At 65.6% G+C, this 1,427-nt stretch carries 1 protein-coding gene; it reads right to left on the reverse strand.

Annotation, left to right across the window (positions count from 1 at the left end; genetic code table 11):
* Positions 1 to 57 precede the first annotated feature (57 nt).
* Positions 58 to 1,293, reverse strand: a complete 1,236-nt coding sequence (locus ACFXN1_RS51805; protein ID WP_379443145.1) for an IS256 family transposase — start codon at positions 1,291 to 1,293, stop codon at positions 58 to 60.
* Positions 1,294 to 1,427: the final 134 nt, after the last annotated feature.

Raw genomic sequence — 1,427 nt, forward strand, 5'->3', positions numbered from 1 at the left:
GGTCAAGTCCCAGGGCGTGGTGTAACTCGGGTGGTCACCGCATGATCCGGTATTCGGTCAGGCGGTGAGCTCTGCGGGTGCGGTGTCCTCCTGTTCGTCGGCGGAGGTGAGCCCGCGGGAGCGGGCCAGAACGTCCAGGCCGAGGTAGCGGCGGCCTTCGATCCATTCGTCGTGTTGCTCGGCCAGGACGGCGCCGACCAGGCGGATGATCGCGCCGCGGTCGGGGAAGATCCCGACGACGTCGGTGCGGCGGCGGATCTCCTTGTTCAGCCGTTCCTGCGGATTGTTGCTCCAGATCTGTCGCCAGATCTGTTTCGGGAACGCGGTGAACGCCAGCAGGTCCGCGCGGGCGGCGTCGAGGTGGTCGGCGACCTTCGGCAGTTTCTCGGCGAGGGCGTCGAGCATCCGATCATATTGTGCGGCAACTGATTCAGTGTCTGCTTGATCGAATACCGAATGCAGCAGGGTGCGCACCCACGGCCAGGACGATTTCGGGCAGACCGACATCAGGTTCACGGTGTAGTGGGTGCGGCAGCGTTGCCAGCTCGCGCCCGGCAGCGTCGCCCCGATCGCCGCGACGAGCCCGGCATGGGCGTCGGAGGTGACCAGGGCGACGCCGGACAGGCCGCGAGCGACCAGGTCACGGAAGAACGCCAGCCAACCGGCCCCGTCTTCACCGGAAACCACTTGCAGACCGAGGATTTCGCGGTAGCCGTCGGCGTTGACACCGGTGGCGATCAAGCAGTGGACGTTCACTACACGCCCGTTCTCACGGACCTTCAGCACCAGGGCGTCAGCGGCGACGAACGTGTAAGGCCCTTGGTCGAGCGGGCGGGTGCGGAACGCCTCGACCTGAGCGTCGAGATCGCGGGCCATCATCGACACCTGGGACTTGGAAAGGCTTGTGATGCCCAAGGATTCGACGAGTTTCTCCATCCGCCGCGTCGACACCCCGAGCAGATAGCAAGTGGCGACCACCGAGGTCAGGGCCCGTTCGGCGCGCTTGCGGCGTTCGAGCAGCCACTCCGGGAAATAGCTGCCCTGCCGTAGTTTCGGGATCGCCACGTCGATGGTGCCGACGCGGGTGTCGAAGTCGCGGTGGCGGTAGCCGTTGCGGTGGTTGACGCGCTCGTCGCTGCGTTCGCCGTAGCCGGCGCCGCAGGCGGCGTCGGCCTCGGCGCTCATCAAGGTTTGTACGAAACTCGACACCATGGCGCGCAGCAGGTCCGGGCTGGCCATCGCCACTTGTTCGGCGAAGGGCTTGGCAGGGTCGATAGGCTGGAGATTGGTCATCGCGTGGTCTTCTTCCTTCGGAGCGACTTGGTAGGTCTTCTGAAGGATCACGCGGTGGCCACCCTGCTGTCCGGGGATTACGACAGACTCAACAGCCGATCGCTGCTGCTACACCACGCTATTGGACGCAACCC

Source organism: Nocardia sp. NPDC059154 (genome assembly GCF_042755705.1).
Classification (GTDB): Bacteria; Actinomycetota; Actinomycetes; order Mycobacteriales; family Mycobacteriaceae; genus Nocardia.

Excerpts from the sequence above, each read along its gene's own strand:
- ACFXN1_RS51805 (WP_379443145.1), bottom strand. The coding sequence starts at position 1,293 with ATGACCAATCTCCAGCCTATCGACCCTGCCAAGCCCTTCGCCGAACAA.